Origin of the sequence: Lacinutrix sp., from assembly GCF_029238095.1 — a bacterium.
Taxonomy (GTDB): domain Bacteria; phylum Bacteroidota; class Bacteroidia; order Flavobacteriales; family Flavobacteriaceae; genus Lacinutrix.
In genome coordinates, this window is record NZ_JAQWGS010000011.1 from 1 (window position 1) to 19,034 (window position 19,034).

The 19,034-nt window shown below is 31.8% G+C and carries 16 protein-coding genes and 1 tRNA gene; 9 read left to right on the top strand and 8 right to left on the bottom strand.

Annotated features, from left to right (window positions below):
* Positions 1–1,836, top strand: a 1,836-nt coding sequence (locus tag P8H50_RS03390; protein WP_300205613.1) for a sodium-translocating pyrophosphatase, incomplete at its 5' end; no start/stop codon positions are given.
* Between the two features lie 145 nt (positions 1,837–1,981).
* Positions 1,982–2,914 carry a phosphatase domain-containing protein gene (locus P8H50_RS03395; protein WP_366900953.1) on the top strand — a complete coding sequence of 311 codons (933 nt, stop codon included), beginning with the start codon at positions 1,982–1,984 and terminating at the stop codon, positions 2,912–2,914.
* Between the two features lie 50 nt (positions 2,915–2,964).
* Here the strand turns inward: P8H50_RS03395 and P8H50_RS03400 are convergent, their stop codons facing one another.
* Entirely contained in the window at positions 2,965–3,579 is a 615-nt protein-coding gene (locus tag P8H50_RS03400) for a deoxynucleoside kinase (protein ID WP_300205615.1), read from the bottom strand.
* Position 3,580: 1 nt separating this feature from the next.
* Complete coding sequence (locus P8H50_RS03405; RefSeq protein ID WP_300205617.1) at positions 3,581–4,360, bottom strand: hypothetical protein; 780 nt, start codon at positions 4,358–4,360, stop codon at positions 3,581–3,583.
* Between the two features lie 186 nt (positions 4,361–4,546).
* Here P8H50_RS03405 and P8H50_RS03410 point away from each other — a divergent pair, with 186 nt between their 5' ends.
* Positions 4,547–5,503: a GLPGLI family protein gene (locus tag P8H50_RS03410; RefSeq protein ID WP_300205619.1), complete on the top strand. Its 957-nt coding sequence runs from the start codon at positions 4,547–4,549 to the stop codon at positions 5,501–5,503.
* Between the two features lie 39 nt (positions 5,504–5,542).
* Positions 5,543–8,302: a carboxypeptidase regulatory-like domain-containing protein gene (locus P8H50_RS03415; protein WP_300205621.1), complete on the top strand. Its 2,760-nt coding sequence runs from the start codon at positions 5,543–5,545 to the stop codon at positions 8,300–8,302.
* 48 nt (positions 8,303–8,350) lie between these two features.
* Here the strand turns inward: P8H50_RS03415 and P8H50_RS03420 are convergent, their stop codons facing one another.
* The 3 genes from P8H50_RS03420 to metK form a co-directional block, all read right to left on the bottom strand.
* The gene (locus P8H50_RS03420) at positions 8,351–9,079 is read right to left on the bottom strand and encodes a nitroreductase family protein (RefSeq protein ID WP_300205623.1); all 729 of its coding nucleotides are present in this window, start codon (positions 9,077–9,079) and stop codon (positions 8,351–8,353) included.
* An 80-nt stretch (positions 9,080–9,159) separates the two neighbouring features.
* A tRNA-Tyr gene (locus P8H50_RS03425) sits at positions 9,160–9,241 on the bottom strand.
* 61 nt (positions 9,242–9,302) lie between these two features.
* Entirely contained in the window at positions 9,303–10,559 is a 1,257-nt protein-coding gene (gene metK, locus P8H50_RS03430) for a methionine adenosyltransferase (protein ID WP_300205625.1), read from the bottom strand.
* 247 nt (positions 10,560–10,806) lie between these two features.
* Here metK and P8H50_RS03435 point away from each other — a divergent pair, with 247 nt between their 5' ends.
* Positions 10,807–11,901 carry an acyloxyacyl hydrolase gene (locus P8H50_RS03435; RefSeq protein ID WP_300205627.1) on the top strand — a complete coding sequence of 365 codons (1,095 nt, stop codon included), beginning with the start codon at positions 10,807–10,809 and terminating at the stop codon, positions 11,899–11,901.
* A gap of 39 nt (positions 11,902–11,940) precedes the next feature.
* Positions 11,941–12,684 (top strand): head GIN domain-containing protein, encoded by a 744-nt coding sequence (locus P8H50_RS03440; protein ID WP_300205629.1) that lies wholly within the window; start codon positions 11,941–11,943, stop codon positions 12,682–12,684.
* Between the two features lie 70 nt (positions 12,685–12,754).
* Here P8H50_RS03440 and P8H50_RS03445 read toward each other — a convergent pair whose 3' ends face one another.
* From P8H50_RS03445 to gldA, 3 genes are all read right to left on the bottom strand, one after another.
* Positions 12,755–13,411, bottom strand: a complete 657-nt coding sequence (locus P8H50_RS03445; RefSeq protein ID WP_300205631.1) for a hypothetical protein — start codon at positions 13,409–13,411, stop codon at positions 12,755–12,757.
* A gap of 136 nt (positions 13,412–13,547) precedes the next feature.
* Positions 13,548–14,735: an MFS transporter gene (locus P8H50_RS03450; RefSeq protein WP_300205633.1), complete on the bottom strand. Its 1,188-nt coding sequence runs from the start codon at positions 14,733–14,735 to the stop codon at positions 13,548–13,550.
* Positions 14,736–14,904: 169 nt separating this feature from the next.
* Positions 14,905–15,798, bottom strand: a complete 894-nt coding sequence (gene gldA / locus P8H50_RS03455; RefSeq protein ID WP_300205636.1) for a gliding motility-associated ABC transporter ATP-binding subunit GldA — start codon at positions 15,796–15,798, stop codon at positions 14,905–14,907.
* A gap of 298 nt (positions 15,799–16,096) precedes the next feature.
* On the opposite strand from gldA, the gene P8H50_RS03460 reads away from it, so the two are divergent.
* From P8H50_RS03460 to P8H50_RS03470, 3 genes are all read left to right on the top strand, one after another.
* Entirely contained in the window at positions 16,097–16,924 is an 828-nt protein-coding gene (locus P8H50_RS03460) for a prephenate dehydratase (protein ID WP_300205638.1), read from the top strand.
* Positions 16,921–18,063 carry an aminotransferase class I/II-fold pyridoxal phosphate-dependent enzyme gene (locus tag P8H50_RS03465; protein ID WP_300205748.1) on the top strand — a complete coding sequence of 381 codons (1,143 nt, stop codon included), beginning with the start codon at positions 16,921–16,923 and terminating at the stop codon, positions 18,061–18,063. Before P8H50_RS03460 ends, P8H50_RS03465 begins: the two co-directional genes overlap by 4 nt.
* 90 nt (positions 18,064–18,153) lie before the next feature.
* Positions 18,154–19,005: a prephenate dehydrogenase gene (locus P8H50_RS03470; protein ID WP_300205750.1), complete on the top strand. Its 852-nt coding sequence runs from the start codon at positions 18,154–18,156 to the stop codon at positions 19,003–19,005.
* Positions 19,006–19,034: the final 29 nt, after the last annotated feature.

Below are 19,034 nucleotides of genomic sequence, written 5' to 3' on the forward strand. Positions count from 1 at the left end.
AAAGCTGCAGATGTAGGTGCTGACTTAGTTGGTAAAGTTGAAGCAGGAATTCCTGAAGATGATCCAAGAAACCCTGCTACAATTGCAGATAATGTAGGAGATAACGTTGGAGATGTTGCTGGTATGGGAGCTGATTTATTTGGTTCTTATGTAGCTACGGTATTAGCTGCAATGGTATTAGGTAACTATGTAATTAAAGACATGGGAGGTACTATTTCAGATGCCTTTGGAGGAATAGGACCTATCCTATTACCAATGGCAATTGCTGGTGCAGGTATTATCATTTCTATTATAGGAACAATGCTTGTAAAAATTAAAAGTAACGATGCAAAAGAAACTCAAGTTATGGGCGCTTTAAATATTGGAAATTGGACTTCTATACTTTTAGTTGCTGCAGCTTGTTATGGATTAATCACATATATGTTACCAGAACAAATATCTATGGTTTTCTTTGGAGAAAATTTAGATGCAGCTGGAGAAGAAATTCCAAGAATAATTTCAAGAATCAATGTATTTTATTCAACTCTAGTTGGTTTGGTTGTTGGTGCTGTCATTTCTTCAGTAACAGAATATTATACAGGATTAGGTAAATCTCCAATCTTAAAAATAGTACAACAATCTAGCACAGGAGCTGGTACAAATATCATTGCTGGTTTAGCTACTGGTATGATTTCTACCTTTCCTTCAGTAATCTTATTTGCAGGTGCCATTTGGGCATCCTACTTCTTTGCAGGATTTTATGGTGTGGCTCTAGCTGCATCAGCAATGATGGCAACAACAGCTATGCAATTAGCAATTGATGCTTTTGGACCTATTGCAGATAATGCAGGTGGTATTGCCGAAATGAGTGAGCAAGAACCAATTGTAAGAGAGCGTACAGATATTTTAGACTCTGTTGGTAATACAACAGCAGCAACAGGAAAAGGTTTTGCAATTGCTTCGGCTGCATTAACTTCTTTAGCCTTATTTGCAGCTTACGTAACCTTTACTGGAATCGATGGAATTAATATTTTTAAGGCACCAGTTTTAGCCATGTTATTTGTTGGTGGAATGGTACCAGTGGTATTCTCTGCTTTAGCAATGAATGCAGTAGGAAAAGCTGCTATGGAAATGGTAGAAGAAGTTCGTCGTCAGTTTAGAGACATTCCTGGAATTATGGAAGGTACTGGAAAACCAGAATACGATAAGTGTGTGGCAATTTCAACTAAAGCCTCTTTAAAAGAGATGATGTTACCAGGTTTATTAACTATCGGTTTTCCATTAGTTATTGCTTTTGTGCCAATGCTATTTGGAATGAATAATTTAGCAATAGCCGAAATGTTAGGAGGTTATATGGCAGGAGTTACAGTTTCTGGTGTACTTTGGGCAATTTTCCAAAATAATGCTGGTGGTGCTTGGGATAACGCTAAGAAATCTTTTGAAGCAGGAGTTGAGATAAATGGAGAAATGACTTACAAAGGTTCTGACGCACATAAAGCAGCAGTAACAGGAGATACAGTAGGAGATCCATTTAAAGACACTTCTGGACCATCTATGAATATATTAATTAAACTAACCTGTTTAATTGGATTAGTCATTGCGCCTATTTTAGGAGGACATGCAGAAGAAGGGATGGCTTTAAATAATTCTAACGTAGAAGTATCTAGAGAGATTTCTATTGAAACTGTTGACAATGGAACAATGAAAGATGAGACAGCAAAAGCAACTGTAACTACCAAAATTACTAAAGATGGTAAAACTGAAATTACCGAAAAAACTTTTGAAGGCACTTTAGATGATGTTACTAATGAGGCTAGCGAATATGCTAATGCTGAAAAAGAAAAGGAAAGAAAATAATTTATTCTTTTAAATATTATATTTAAACCTGCTAATTAGTTTAGCAGGTTTTTTTTATGCTTAATTTGAAGCTATGAGTTGATTAAAAAAAGATCCCTTACAAATAATTGCGTTTCAAAGTTATGGAACAGACACGCATTTCTATTTGCGTGGAAGAGCCTTACAAGACGAATCTATAGATTTAGAACAAGGTGGTTTTTTTAGGTTATTAATTAATACCTGGAAACGTATGGAAACGGATAAAGTAAAACACGTTGACATAGACATAAAATTACCAAATGATACCATTTTAAACACTAAAAGCGATAACAAAGGTTACTTTAAAGTTGAAGCCAATTTACAGGGATTAAAAATCTTAGCAAATAAAGAAGGCTGGTTAGCTTGCGAAGTGTCTTATAACACTATAAATATAAAACGGAACATACAAAACAGTAATTGTTTTCCAGCTGAGATATTAATACCATCTACTAAAGCAACTTTTGGTGTTGTAAGTGATATAGACGATACGATTTTACACACTGGAGTTGTATCTACTTTAAAGTGGAGACTGCTTTACAATACTATTTTTAAGTCTGCAAAAATGAGACTGCCTTTAAAAGGAGCAGCAGAGTTTTATCATTTACTACATAGAGGACAATCTGGTAAGAATGCTAATCCTATATTTTACGTTAGCCATAGTCCGTGGAATTTATACAGATATTTAGAGTTGTTTTTAAGACAAAATAATTTCCCCAAAGGTCCTATTTTACTCCGAAATTTTAGCGATATGCTAAAGCGAAAAGCAGTTGATGATAAGCCGCAAAAACAAAAAGAAATACTAAATTTACTTAAAACCTATCCTAACTTACCTTTTATTTTAATTGGAGATAGTGGTGAGCATGATCCAGATATTTATATTGAACTTGCTAAGCAATTTCCAGAGCGTATTAAAGCTATTTATTTACGTAGTGTAAAACATAAAAAGAAAATAACACGTGTCAAAGTGTTGCTTGAACAGTATAAAACAACGCCTGCTTTATTGGTTAAAAGTAGTGAGCAAGCTATTGTTCATGCTCGTGACAAGGGATTTATTGTTTAAACTAATTTTATTTTATGTATTCTTGCCTTAGGTTTAGCTTGAAATAACAATTAAAATAAACCATTAATTTCAGCATCAATTTTATTAAGTATAAGCCCTAAGTCTTCCGGATTAGAGACAAAATCTAAGTCGTCTACATCTATAATTAGTAAATTACCTTTGTCATAACCATGAATCCAAGCTTCGTAACGTTCGTTAAGTCTACTTAAATAATCGATACTAATTGAGTTTTCATAATCACGACCACGTTTGTGAATTTGCGCTACTAAATTAGAGATAGAACTGCGTAAGTAGATTAATAAATCTGGACCTTGGACAAAACTTTCCATAAGATCAAAAAGTGAAGAATAGTTTTCAAAATCCCTATTGGTCATCAAGCCCATTGCATGAAGGTTTGGTGCAAAAATATGCGCATCTTCGTAAATGGTTCTGTCTTGAATAATATCTTTTCCGCTTTCGCGAATTTGTGCGACTTGGCGAAAACGACTGTTTAAAAAGTAAACTTGTAAATTAAAACTCCAGCGTTCCATTTGGTTGTAGAAATCATCTAAGTATGGATTGTCTACTACGTCTTCTAATTGTGCTTCCCATTTGTAATGTTTAGCAAGTAATTTTGTGAGCGTAGTTTTTCCAGCTCCAATGTTTCCGGCAATGGCAACGTGCATATTATTTTAATTTTAGTTGGTAAGTATACAGCGATTTATCTGTGTAAATATACACGAATTGATTGGTTACAAAAAACTGACTTATTAACAAATTTAAAATACTAATAGGTTTAATGGTTTCGGTGTTTTTTGCACTGTAAAATAATGTATTGTCTTTTTTTAGTATAATGTTTTCATTACACTCCTCAATGTTGGTATAACTAATGTTAGGTGTCTTTGAAACAAGGCTTCCAAAATAATTGTACTTGTAAATAAATTTCTTGGTAAGTAGCCAGCACCAATTGTAGTTGCTTGCCATATCTATAATATTGTCTTCTATAGGTAGTGTTTTTGCACGCATGGTATTATTTTTATAATCGTACAATTCTAATTGCATTAGGTCTTGATTAAAAACCCATATTGTATTATCACTTCCTGTAGAAACATGAGATATGTTTTTATACGGTTTGGTTTGGTTAAAGTCTATTTTATAGATTTCAGCTAACCTATTATCTAAAATAATAACGGTATTAAATGCTTTATAAAATACATTAATTTTTAGCGGGTTAAAGCTATTTGCCGATGTTATTGGCCCTAATTGGAGATTGCTATATTTTAGTAATTTATCCTCTTGCTTTTTTATTAATGAATTGTTTAAAGTGTAAAAAATAGTTCCAAAATTATCGACACCAACTATAGAATCGGCTTTAAAATCGATTTTACTTTCAAGTTCTGCTTTTATAGTGTCTTGAGTAAAACCTGAAAAGTGAATAAAAAAAAGGAAATAAAGTAGTTGTTTCATTGCGAAGTGAAAAGTACAAAAATTGAACCACTTTTTTAACAAATGTTTTGTATTGATTTAGGAGCTAAAATAAGAGGATGATTTTTTTGTGAAATATTTAACACTTTAAAATTAAACATTTTTTGCTTTTTCGCGTCTTACAGTAATTAACTGTATTTTTACAAAACAAATTTAAGAGATAAACACATGAAATTAAAAGCACTATTAACTTGTATTACCTTATGCTTAGCTGCATCTGTATTTGCTCAAGACGACTTTCAAGGTCAAGCAACCTACATGTCTAAAACGACTGTTGATATGGATGGTTGGGGAGGAAAAGAAATGAGTCCAGAACGTAAGAAAATGATTATGGAGCGTATGAAAAGTATGTTCGAAAAAACGTTTCTACTTACTTTTAACAAAACAGAGTCTATTTATAAAGAAGAAGAGCAACTAGATACTCCAGGTGGTGGAAAAGGTATGATGATGAGTATGGGAATGGGTTCTGGAACACAATACAAGAACCTAAAAGATGGTGTTGTACTCGAAGATAAAGAGTTTATGGGTAAACAGTTTCTAATAAGCGATACCTTAGAAAAGCTAGAGTGGAAAATGACAGGTGAAACCAAGCAAATTGGTAAGTATATGTGTATGAAAGCAACCGCAATGAAGCCAGTAGACCAGACAGACTGGACTAAAATGCGAAGAAGAGATAGAGATAAAGATAAAAAGAAAGACGAAACTGAAGCAAAAGGAGATAGAACAGTAAGTACTTTTGGTAAAGACGATGCTAATAAAGCAGATAAGGCAAAAGATAGTTCTGCTGTGGCATCTACAGAAAAAGAAACCACAACACTTACAATGGATGATATCGAGATTCCAAAAGAAGAAGAAGTTGTGGCTTGGTACACGATGCAAATTCCAGTAAATAATGGTCCTGGAGATTTTTGGGGATTACCAGGTTTAATTTTAGAAATCAATTCTGGTAGAACAACTATTTTATGTTCTAAAATTGTAATGAATCCTGAAGAAAAAATAGAGATAAAGAAGCCTTCTAAAGGTCAAGAGGTAACTAGAGCAGAATATACAGAAACTGTAACAAAAAAGATGGCAGAGATGCGTGAAATGTATGGTGGAAGAAACCGTGGAGGACGCGGAAAATAATTGAAAACACACCTTATAAAAAATAACCAAACCACATTTATGAAACATATACTCACGCTATTATTTTTAATAGTAGCAAGTACAACTTTTGCACAAGTTAAATACGAAGGTGTCGTAACAGATAGCTCTGGAGAACCTTTAGAATTCGCTAATGTTATTGCAATTAATAAAGAGTCTAAAGTTCTAGAATCTTATGCTGTAACTAATGATGCTGGAAAGTATAAATTAAGCTTAGGAAAAAACACAACGTATAGTATACAAGTTAGCTATATTGGTTTTACTACATTCGAAATAGAAGTAACAACAACAGAAGAAGCCTTAAGCAAAAACTTTAGTTTAGTTGAAGATAATACTCTAGATGAAGTAGAGCTGGTATACGAAATGCCAGTAACAATTAGTGGAGATACTATTACTTACAATGCAGATTCTTTCAAAAACGGAACAGAGCGAAAGTTAGGTGATGTTTTAAAAAAATTACCAGGAGTTGAGGTAAATGATGATGGAGAGATTGAAGTAGAAGGGAAAACTGTTGGAAAAGTAATGGTAGATGGCAAAGATTTTTTCGATGGAGACTCTAAACTTGCCACTAAAAACATTCCTGCAAATGCAATCGACAAAGTTCAGGTATTAAAAAATTATTCTAATAATAGTCAATTAAGTGGTGTAACCAATAACCAAGATAATGTTGCTATTAACATTAAACTTAAAGAAGGAAAGAAAAATTTCTGGTTTGGAACCGTTACAGCAGGTGTTGGAGACTCACCAGATAGCGAATTGTATTTAGCACAACCAAAATTGTTTTATTACAGCCCTAAAAAGAGTATTAACGTTATTGGAGATATTAATAATATTGGAGAATTAGCATTGTCTAGACGAGATATTTTTAATTTTGGTGGTGGTTTTCAACAGCCAAGTCAACAGAGCGGAACTAATATAAATCTAGGAAGCAACGATTTAAGTTTTAGACAGCTACAAAACAACCAAGCAAAATCTTTAAATACAAAGTTTGGAGCAGCTAACTTTAGTTACTCTCCAAACAGTGCTCTAGACTTATCTGGTTTTGGAATTTTTTCAAGTAGTAGAATTGAGTTGCAAGAAAACAGTTCGGTTTTATATACTAATCCAGATTTTGGTATTCCAGACGAATTTACCCAAAGTAACACCAAACAAAAAAGTGATTTAGGATTAATAAAGCTAAGTACTAAATACAAGCCAAATCCTAACAATCAATTAGATTATGATATTATTGGTCGTATGTCTAAAGATGAACAAATAAATGGAACCTTTTCTAATGTGGTTGGTTCTGTAAATCAGCTTGAAGATGCAACACCTTTTAGATTAAATCAAAACCTAAATTATTATTACACTCTAGACGAGACTAATATTTTTGCTTTATCTATTCAACATTTATTGCAAAATGAAGATCCTTTTTATAATGCATTATTAGAAAACGATCCTACAAATAATGATAATGGAACAGATCCAAACGATATGCTTCCAGACGAAGATCCTTATGATGCTACAGCTGAAGATTTAGGTTTCGATAGAACTCAAGTTAATTATAATGTTAATCAAGAGAAATTTGTAAAAACAAACCAGTTAGATGCAAAACTAGATTATTGGAATATTTTAAATAAAAAGAGCGATATTAACTTTACTTTAGGTACAATATTTAGCAATCAACAATTCGATTCAGATATTTTTCAAACGTTAGATAATGGTAACGAGTTAGATTCTAGTCCAAGTATAACAGGTATATCAGATGTTAACGATATAAAGTATACGTTTAGTGATGTGTATTTAGGAATGCACTATCGATATAAAACAGGTAAATTTACTATAAGTCCTGGCTTATCTGCACATGCTTATGGTGTTAAAAATAATCAGTTTAATACAGAAACAACAGATAATTTTTTCAGATTATTACCAGATTTAAATGTAAGAGTACAATTAAAAACGTCTGAAAACTTAAACTTTTCATACCGTATGCAAACACAATTTACAGATGTTAATCAATTTGCTAGAGGTCTAGTATTAAATAATTACAATTCAACTTTTATTGGTAATGCTAATTTAGAGAATTCGTTATCACATAATTTAAACTTGAGCTATTTTAGTTTTAATATGTTTAATTATACTAATGTATTTGCATTCCTAAACTATAGTAAAAATATAGATAATGTAAGAACACAATCTATATTCCAACCAGGTTCTGTAATAAGAAGTAGTACACCATTTAACTCTGGATTAGAAGATGAAACGTTTACTGCAAGTGGTCGTTTTCAAAGACGTTTTGGAAAGTTGCAAGCGAGTATAAGAGGTAATTTTAATTATTCTAAATTCAATCAATTTATTAATAATCGGTTATCTGTAAACAAGAATTTTTCTCAAACTTACACGCCAACGTTACGTTCTAACTTTAGAGAAGCACCAAATTTCGAACTAAGTTACAAGTATACTACTAGTGATAACAATCAAGGTGATAGAACTACTAAAATTATTACAAATGCACCATCTATAGAGTTTGATGCTTTAATATTTAAAAAGTTCACGTTTAGAACAGATTATGGATATACAAAACAAACTGTTGGAGATAATACTAATAGTTTTGGTTTATGGAATGCAAATTTAATGTATAGAAAAGAAAACGATAGTAAGTGGGAGTATGAGATTAAAGCTACTAATATATTAGATGTAGACTCAAATTTAACTAACAATGTTGGAGGATTCTCAGTAAGTACAAGTGAGTATTTTATACAACCTAGATTCTTAACGTTTAGAGCAATCTATAATTTATAGAATTTAAAAATACAGTTAAAGAAAAAGCGAGCTAAATGCTCGCTTTTTTTATACTTTAAAATAAACCTCTTCAAATGGAATTCTAAATCGTGGTCCATAAACACCTTCAGGTTTTCTAATACCACAACTAATAACCATATTAATTTCTGCGCCTCTTGGTAAACCTAATATTTGTTTTACTTTTAAAGTGTCACTACCTTCCATTGGGCAAGTGTCGTAATTAATCTCACTCATACTCATCATAAAATTTTGAGCAGCTAATCCAGCACTTTTATGCGCTACAATTCGCATATCGCTAGATCTTACTTGTCTGTAAATAGGTTTAAAAAGACCTACAATTTGAAATGTAAAATATTTTAGCAATCCAAGAACACCTAAAAAATCTGTATAGATGGTTGGGATTATTTTTTTGTAATAATCTGTAGCCATTTTTTTGCGTTTTTGTTCTCGTGCTGTTAAATCTGGTTTGTTATAAACACTATTTAAAAAGCTAATGTTTGCCTTAGCACGTTGTTTCCATAAATCTTTTCTTGTAACAACTATAACTAACTGTTTTGCTGTTTTTGCTGCACTTTGGTTAAAGCAAGCTTTTGCTAATTGGTTTAGTTTAGTAGTGTCTGTAACATGATAAAATTCCCAAAGTTGTAAATTGCTACTAGTAGGCGCTAAAGATGCATTGTAAATGCATTGTTTTACCTTCTCTGTGTCTATTTCTGTGTCTTGATAAGCTCTAATGGAACGTCTGTATGTAATGGCTTCTGTAACGGTTTTATTCATTTCACGATTTTTAATTGTTTCAAGGTAACACTATGTTATAAAATAAAAAAGCCTATACTTTCGTATAGACTTTTAAAATGTGGGGAGAGCAGGATTCGAACCTGCGAAGACGTAGTCAGCAGATTTACAGTCTGCCCTCGTTGGCCGCTTGAGTATCTCCCCAAAAACGATTGCAAATATAATATTGTTTATCATACTCGCAAACGATTTTTTATCTTATTTTTTACAAGCCAAATTCGGCTTTTACTTTGTCTACATAATCTAATTTTTCCCAAGTAAATAATTCAACATCTACAGTAATATCTTCTCCATTTGGTTGAGAAAAAGTTTTAGAAACCGTTTCGTTTGTTCTTCCCATGTGACCATAAGCAGCGGTTTCGCTATACATAGGGTTTCGTAATTTTAAAAGTGTTTCTATTGCAGAAGGTCTCATATCGAAAACCTTAGAAATCTTTTCAGAAATTTCACCATCTGTTAAGTTAAATGGGCAAGTACCATAAGTATCCACAAAAATACCCATAGGCTCTACAACACCAATAGCATAAGAAACTTGTACTAATATTTCATCGCAAACACCTGCTGCTACTAGGTTTTTAGCAATATGTCTTGTTGCATAAGCAGCACTTCTATCGACCTTACTAGGATCTTTTCCAGAAAAAGCACCACCACCATGCGCACCTTTACCACCATAAGTATCTACAATAATTTTACGTCCTGTTAATCCTGTATCTCCATGAGGTCCACCAATAACAAATTTTCCGGTAGGATTTATATGGTATTTAATATCGTTATTAAATAATATTTTAATGTCTTCTGGAAGTTTTGCAATAACTCTAGGAATTAAAATATCTACAATATCTTTTCTAATTTTTGCAAGCATAACTTCGTCATTAGTATTGAAATCGTCATGCTGTGTTGATACTACAATAGCATCGATGCGCTGTGGTACATTATCATCACTATATTCTATGGTAACTTGACTTTTAGAGTCTGGTCTTAAATAAGTAATGTCTTTATTTTCACGACGCAATGCTGCTAATTCAATTAAAATTTTGTGAGATAAATCTAAAGCCAAAGGCATGTAGTTTTCAGTTTCATTGGTAGCATAACCAAACATCATACCTTGGTCTCCAGCACCTTGTTCTTCTTTTGTAGCACGATCTACACCACGATTTATGTCTTCACTTTGTTCGTGAATGGCACTAAAAACACCACACGAATTCCCATCGAACATGTATTCACTTTTAGTATAACCAATTTTGTTTATAGTGTCTCGTGCTATTTTTTGCACATCTAAGTAAGTGTTAGACTTTACTTCTCCTGCAAGCACTACTTGTCCTGTAGTTACTAGCGTTTCGCAAGCTACTTTAGAGTCGCTATCGAAAGCTAAAAAGTGGTCTATTAATGCATCACTAATTTGGTCTGCAACTTTGTCTGGATGTCCTTCAGAAACACTTTCTGATGTAAATAAATACGCCATAATTTTTTTATTATATTTAAAGGATTTGACGAATGCGTCGAAGGTAGTTTACACTGCCTTTAGCATTTTTTATAGAGGTTGCAATCAGTCAAATCCGTCCTCAAAATTAATTTTAGCAAAAGTAAAAAAATTAAATGGATTGAAAATTTATTTCACATTTTTTAACTCAATCTTATTTAATTGGCGTTGTTGAAAGAATTTAAGTAATAATAATTTCCATACTTTTGCCAACTAATTAATTTAATACATGAAGTATTTATTATCCGTTTATATTTTATTGCTTTCTTTTTATGCTTTTGGCCAAGAAGAAAAAAGCCCTTATACAATAGATGCTAATTATTTTTATGGAACAATTTTCGAGCACAACTCAGATATTGCACACTTAATTACAGGCCATCAAAATGGTTTAATATTAAGTTTTAATCAGAAAACTTTTGGCAGAGAGGCTTGGGAGAGTAGATATAATTATCCAGATTTTGGTGTGTCTTTTATTTATCAAGACATGGCAAACGAATATCTTGGAGAAAATTATGGATTGTATGCACATTATAATTTCTACTTTTTAAAAAGAAACCTAAAACTTAGATTAGCACAAGGTATTGCTTACACAACAAACCCTTATGATAAGGTTACTAATTTTAGAAACAATGCTTATGGATCAGATTTATTAAGCTCTACTTATTTTCAATTAAACTACGATAAACAAAATATCTATAAAGGATTTGGATTGCAAGCAGGAATATCTATTATCCATTATTCTAATGCTAATTTTAAAGCACCAAATGCATCGACCAATACATTTACTTTTAATGTAGGCGCAAATTACATGTTTGGGTATGATAAACAACCAGAATATAAGGCATCGACTGAAGACAACCAATTTACAGAAAAAATAAAGTACAACTTTGCCATAAGAGGTGGTGTAAACGAAAGTGATGTAAATAATTCTGGACAGTATGCATTTTATATTCTATCAGCCTATGCAGATAAGCGTTTAAATAGAAAAAGTGCTATTCAATTAGGGACAGAAGTTTTCTTTTCAAACTTTTTAAAAGAATCTATAAAGTATTATGCTGTTGCTTTTCCTGAAGATAATGTAAGTGGAGATGAAGATTATAGACGCGTAGGTGTATTTATAGGTCATGAGTTATTTATTAATAAAATGTCTTTTGAAGCTCAACTAGGTTACTACGTCTATTATCCTTACGATTACGAAGGTCGTGTTTATAACAGAATAGGATTTAAACGTTATTTTGGAGATACGTTTTTTGGCGCGCTTACCTTAAAAGCTCATGGAGCAAAAGCAGAAGCAGTAGAATTTGGAATAGGAATTAGACTTTAATCTATTACATTAAAAAAAATGTTATAATAAACATTAAGTATGAAAAAAATAGTATTCATTTTATCAATTGTGATACTTGCTTCTTGCAATAGCGAAAATGCACCAGATTGTATTCAAAATTCTGGAGACATTATTCAAAAAGAATTTACAGTCACAGCTTTTACGAAAGTTACCGTATTTCAACGAATAGAACTTATAGTAAAAGAAGGTCCAGAACACAAAGTTTTAGTTGAAACAGGAGAGTATTTAATGGATGACATTGAAGTAAAAGTTGAAAACGGAAAACTATTATTAATTAATAATAATGGTTGTAATTTAACACGTGAATATGGAATTACCAAAATATACGTTACAGCTCCAAACTTAACCGAAATAAGAAGCAGCACAGGTTTACCAACCAGAAGCGATGGTGTTTTAACCTATCCAAATATAACCTTGTTGTCAGAGGATTACTCCGGAGAATTTCATACCGTTGGTGTTTTTAATATGCACATTGAAAATAGTGCTCTAAACGTTATACTTAATAATTTATCAAGCTTAACTATTGAAGGTAATACAGATAATCTAAATATTCAGTTTGCATCTGGTGATGCGCGTTTTGAAGGTAGAAATTTTATTTCTCAGAATGTAGTAGTTGAACATCGTGGTACTAACGATATTATTGTAAATCCACAACAATCTTTAACAGCCAACTTGGTAAGCACAGGAAATATTATTTCGGTAACAACACCTCCAAATATAGATATTACAGAGCAATATACAGGACGAGTTATTTTTGAATAATATATGCTTAAAACAAATGTTAAGTTTCTACTTGCTAAAAAGTTGAGTTTAAGATTCCGTACGTTAGTTTTTAAAAATGATACATTTCTAGCGTGTCAAAATCTTTGATGCTTGATAATTTTAATAGAGGTTCTATTTCAATATCATACCAAGTTTCTTTAAACGTTTCATTATTTTCTTCATTTGTATTTGTGTACTCTATAACTAGCTTCTTTTTCGTTAAAAAATCAATATACAATTCGCTTTCAATTATAGCGCCTCCATGAGTTGCATCGTAATTGATTAATTCGAAATGAGAATTTTTAAATCTAAAAGTATAGTTCCAAAAGCCATATCTACCATGATTGTAGTTTACAATTAGGTTTCCCTTTTTAATTTTAATAGATAATTGTGGTTGATAATAGACACCTCCATCTTCATTCTCAGATGAAAAGCAATCATAGTTTTTATCTGCAATTCGATAACTATTGCCATTTTTCAATAATATAATTAGTCCTCGTCTATTTTGGTCTACTTTTTTATCAAACCTATTCTTTACGATATTATTTTTATCTGTTTTTTTAATTATAATTACACAATCTACCTCATCATCATTATTTAAGTCTCCAAACTGTTTTTCAACCGCTACATATCCTTTAGGTATAAAATGAGAGAATTCGTTTTGTTGTGCAGTACAATTAAAAATTGTTAAAAGTAGTAAGGGTAATATTCTTAAAAAATGATGCATTTGGTTGTAATTTTTATAATAAAACAGTAAAAAATTAGTTGCGGTTTGGTTGATAATTAACTCATTTAATAAATAGAAATGAACTGTTAAAAAGCCTATTGATTTTATGAGTACAAAAAGACATTGTCTTTAGTTATTAATGGTGTTGTATACTATTATTTTTCTTGTTATATAATGCTATCAAACCTAAAATTGGTCCTATTGCTAATAGTGTATAAATAAAGATGGGATTTATTGATTCCTGTAATGTATTAAGAAGCTGAATGCTAATTATGGTTATCGAGAACCCAATACAATTTACAATAGTAAGTGCAGTAGCTTTTATTTCTGCCGATGCATTTTTAGCTACTAATGTTGAGAAAAGTGGTGAGTCTGCTATAACAACCATTCCCCAAAAAAGCAGAAAACCAATAAACAAACTCTCAGATTTAGTTTCAAAGAGCAATGGAGAAACAAGACAACATACGCAGGATAATAATAATGTTAAGAAGGCTATTCGTTTGGCTCCAAATTTTTGCCCAAGATATCCACTAAGTACACAGGCAAAACCACCTATTCCTATTATTAGGAAAGACAATACAGGAATATTAAATACTGCTTCAGGATGTGCTTTACTATAGGTTTTTAGTATTATTGGTACAAATGCCCAGAAAGCATATAATTCCCACATATGACCAAAATAACCAAAGGCTGCAGAACGAAATTTATGATTTTTAAAGACATCAAAAAAAGCTGATGCGTCTAACGTATTTCCTGGTTTGCGGTAAGGACCATCAGGAACCATAATAAATACCGATAAACCACCTAACACAGCAAGAGACGATGTTAAGATTAGTACAGATTGCCAGGGAAATGTATTGGTAATTGCTTTTGCTAAATGAGGAAATGCAGTGCCAATAACTAATGCGCCTACTAGAAAGCCAAGAGACTTACCTAAACCTTTTTTATAATAATCTGCAGCTATTTTCATGCCTACAGGATAAATTCCTGCCAAAAAAATGCCTGTAATAAAACGAAGCGAAACAATACTTCCTAAACTATGTCCATCCCATATTAATCCAACATTAAATAGTGAGCCAAGTAAAGCACAATAAAAAAATACTTTTGATGGCGAATAACGGTCTGCAATAGTTAAAACAGCGAATATTAGTGTGCCTAGAATAAAACCAAATTGAACAGCAGATGTTAAATGCGCTAAAGCACTGGTTTTAAGGTTGAAAGTTGCTAAAAGATCACTCATTACACCGTTAACAGCAAACCAAAGTGATGTACAGCAGAATTGTGAGATGACAATTATTGGAAGTATTAGCTTAGATTGTTTCACTAAATTATGTGTTAGGTTTTTCTAAAGTTATTTTTATAAATGCTTTTTGAAACAGCGAATCACAAATTTAATTACTCTAAACTCATAAATAAAGGTATTAGTTTTTGTAATTAGTATTAACAAACCTGAGAGCATCACAACAAATAAAAAGCTGCATTTAAGACTAGAATTAAGCAGTTAACTCCCTAAACATACTCTCTAAACTTGCGTTTTTCTGGTTTAGTTGTAAAATTTTCAATTCATTATCATGAGCAAAATCGAACACATGAGAACGCATATCGTCTTTTGTAGAGAAGGTGATTTCGTAAATAAAATCATGTGTGTTTTTAACGCTTTTTGCGTTTGGTAATTTTAGTAAAAATGCATCTTCCACTCTATAATCGAACTCTACAATAACTATTTGTTCTTGTCCTTCGCGTAGTTCAGTTAGTTTTTTATTGGCTACAATTTCGCCTTTATTAATTATAATAACACGATCACACATCGCTTCAACTTCTTGCATGATATGAGTAGATAGAAATACGGTTTTTTCTTTACCTATGGATTTAATTAAGTCTCTAATAGCAACTAATTGATTAGGATCTAAACCAGTAGTAGGCTCGTCTAGTATTAAAACATCTGGATTATGCAATAACGCATTTGCTAAACCAACACGCTGTCTATAACCTTTAGAAAGTTGACTTATTTTTTTGTGAGCCTCTGGAGCAAGGCCAGTAAGATTAATCACATCTTCAATTCTACTTTTATCTACTTTATAAACCTTTGCGTTAAAGTCTAAATATTCACGAACGTACTGTTCTAAATATAAAGGATTGTGCTCTGGCAAGTAGCCAACACTTTGTTGCACAAGTTTTGCATTGGTATTAATGTCGTGTCCGTTTACTGCTGCTTCACCTTTTGTTGGATTGATAAAAGTGGTTAATATCTTCATCATAGTAGATTTACCAGCACCATTTGGACCAAGAAAGCCAACAATTTCAGGTTTGTCAATTTCAAAAGACACATTATGTAGTGCTTTTTGCTCACCATAAACCTTAGTTATATTTTCAACTTTTATAGACATCTTATATTCTTTCTTCAAAAATAAACATTCTGTAATTTATAAAGCACATTGTTAGTAAATCTTTAAATCTTTACTTAAAACCCTAAAATTCATGCTTTAGTATTTTTATTTGTGATTTAATTATTTACATTAGCACCATAATTACAATGAAAACAATTCAAAATACATATTACAGCTGGTACTATTTCTTTTTTTGCAAAAAGAACGAGACTGCTTATATGTAATTGAAATAAACATATATTTTAAAAAAGTCTCGATGTACATCGAGACTTTTTTTATATCTAAAAACAAAAATAATTTGATTAAAATAGTAGCTATACAAGGCGTAAAAGGATCGTTTCACCATATTGTGTCGCAAGACTATTTTGGTGAGCAAACTGCTGTAAACGAGTGTTTGTCTTTTGATGAAACTGTAGAAGCTTTATTGTCTGGAAAAACCGAAGCTGCAATTATGGCTTTAGAGAATTCTATTGCAGGATCTATAATACCAAATTATGCGTTAATAGATGCTAATAATTTACACATAGTAGGTGAGCATTATCTTGACATTCAGCACAATTTAATGGCTTTGCCAAATCAAACAATTCAAGATGTAAAAGAAGTGTATTCGCATCCAATGGCATTACTGCAATGCAAAGTATTTTTTAAAAATTATCCACATATTAAGTTGGTTGAAGATAAAGATACAGCTGAAGTTGCACAACGTATTTCTCAAGGAAAGATAAAAGGAATTGCTGCAATAGCTAGTAGTCTGGCAGCTTCAATTTTTAAGTTAGATATTCTGGCAGAAAGTATCCAAACCATTAAACACAACGAAACCCGTTTTGCTATTGTTAGGCAAAATAATTCCGAAATTCCAAAAACTGAAATAAATAAAGCTTCTATTAAATTCGAACTCGATCATAAACGCGGAAGTTTGGCAGCAATTTTAAATGTAATGAGTGATTGTAAGCTTAATTTAACCAAAATACAATCACTTCCTAAAATTGAAACACCATGGTTGTACGCTTTTTTTGTAGATGTGACTTTTGACAGTTATAAAGATTTTGAAAAAGTAAAAACTATAATAGAAATAATGGCTACACATTTTAAGGTTTTAGGAGAATATAAAAATGCAAAATTATAATGGAAGTTGCAAACAGATTACATAGCGTAGAAGAATACTACTTTTCTAAGAAGTTAAAGGAAGTAAATAGCCTTAAATCTCATAGCAAGCCTATTATTAATTTGGGTATTGGTAGTCCAGATTTGCAACCTCCAAGCAATGTAATTACTGCAATAGCAAATAGTTTAAAAGAGGCTAATGCTCATAAATACCAAAGCTACCAAGGTTTGCCAGAATTAAGACAAGCTATTTCTGGTTTTTATAAAACACATTTTAACGTAACTCTTAATGCGGATGGAGAAGTGTTGCCTCTTATGGGAAGTAAGGAAGGTATTATGCATATTTCAATGGCTTTTTTAAACAAAGGAGATGCAGTTTTAATTCCAAATCCAGGATATCCAACCTATACCTCGGTTACTAAATTATTAGAAGCAAAGCCTGTTTTTTACAATTTAGATCAAAAACATAACTGGTGTCCTAATCTATTAGAACTTGAAGCTCAAGATTTAAGTAAAGTAAAAATAATGTGGATTAGCTATCCACACATGCCAACAGGAGCAAAAGCATCAAAAGAAGTGTTTAAATCATTAATTACCTTTGCAAAAAAACATGATATTTTGCTGGTAAACGATAATCCATATAGTTTTATTCTCAACAAAGAACCTTTAAGTATTTTAAGTGTTGAAGGCGCTAAAGATGTGTGTTTAGAGCTAAACTCTTTAAGTAAAACTTTTAATATGGCTGGCTGGAGAGTTGGTATGTTGTCAGGAAATAAAGAGCTTATAAATGCAGTTTTAAAAGTAAAAAGTAATATGGATTCTGGTATGTTTTATGGCATTCAAAAAGGAGCCATTGAAGCACTAAAAGTATCGCAATCTTGGTTCGAAAATTTAAATGCTATCTATCAAGAAAGAAGACGATTAGTTTGGGAACTAGCGACAAAATTAGAGTGCACATACAATGAAAATGCAAGCGGATTGTTTGTTTGGGCAAAGTTGCCCTCCAATTTTTCTTCCGAAGTATTTATAGATAAACTATTAAAAGAATACGATATTTTCATAGCTCCAGGCACTATTTTTGGTAGTCAAGGTGAAGGTTATGTGCGTTTTTCGTTATGTGCAACAACAGAACAGATTAAAGAAGCAATTTCAAGAGTATAAACTCCTGTAAATTGTTTAAAACCTGACAGGTATAAAATATAAAATAATATAATTCTTCCTTTTGGGAAGCTATCTAAAAGACAGATGGGAATAAATAACATATACATAATTGGTGTAGGATTAATAGGAGGGAGTTTGGCTTTAGATATAAAGAAAAAACGACCAGAAGCTACTATTTATGGTATAGATAATAACGCACAGCATTTGTCGGAAGCTCTGGAGTTACAAGTTATCGACGCAGAAGCTACGTTAGAGGATTTGGATAAAGCAGATTTGATTGTATTATCTATTCCTGTAGATGCTGCTGTTGCTTTATTACCAAAAGTATTAGATAAAGTGTCAGACTTTGGTTTAGTTGTAGATGTCGGTTCTACTAAATTAGATATTTGTAAGGTGGTAGAACATCATCCAAAGCGAAGAAACTTTTTAGCCATGCATCCTATTGCAGGAACAGAATTTTCTGGTCCCAAAGCAGCAATTCTAGATTTGTTTCAGCATAAAACAAACATTGTTTGCGAAGTTGAAAAAACTGCTTTCAAACTTCAAGAGAAAGCATTAAATCTGTTTACAGAAATAGGCATGAGAATGCGTTATATGAATCCAGAATCTCACGATAAACACATTGCTTACGTATCGCATTTATCGCACATAAGTGCTTTTATGCTAGGAAAAACAGTAATAGAAAAGGAAAAAAACGAACGTGATATTTTCGATATGGCAGGTTCTGGTTTTGAGAGTACAGTACGTTTGGCAAAAAGTTCTCCAGCCATGTGGACACCAATTTTTAAACAAAATAAAGATAACGTGGTTGAAACTTTAGAAGATTACATTACCAATCTTACAAAGTTTAAAAACATGATGCAAAATGATGATTTCGAAGGTGTTTTTAATGAAATGAAAGATACCAATTACATCAAACAGATATTAAACGGAATAAAATAAGTTCCTGTAAGGTTTTAAAAACCTGACAG